Raw genomic sequence first — 246 nt, 5'->3', positions numbered from 1 at the left:
CCAGACGATCAGGAAGACAAGCCCCTTGACCCGGCAATGGAAAGCGTCCGGCGCAAGATGGTTCGCCTGCAGATCGTTTCCGGCGCCATCATGTTCGTGAGCCTTATGGCGGTCTTCGGCGCGGTTGTCTACAAGGTGACGCGGCCTGCACCGGCAGGCGCTCCTGCTGTTGCTTCGAACGGCGTTCCGACAGATTCGCCGGTCAGCGGCACGGTTTCGCTGCCGGCTGGCTTTGCGGTTCAGTCG

The 246-nt window shown here is 63.0% G+C and carries 1 protein-coding gene; it reads left to right on the top strand.

The window, feature by feature from the left end:
* A partial coding sequence (locus SB764_RS43540) for a hypothetical protein (protein ID WP_410867245.1) occupies positions 1-246 on the top strand: 246 nt, incomplete at both ends.

This window comes from Paraburkholderia sp. SIMBA_027 (assembly GCF_046535315.1).
GTDB classification, from domain to species: domain Bacteria; phylum Pseudomonadota; class Gammaproteobacteria; order Burkholderiales; family Burkholderiaceae; genus Paraburkholderia; species Paraburkholderia tropica.
The sequence above is the reverse complement of the archived record's forward strand: the minus strand, read 5'-3'. Positions and strand labels throughout refer to the sequence as shown.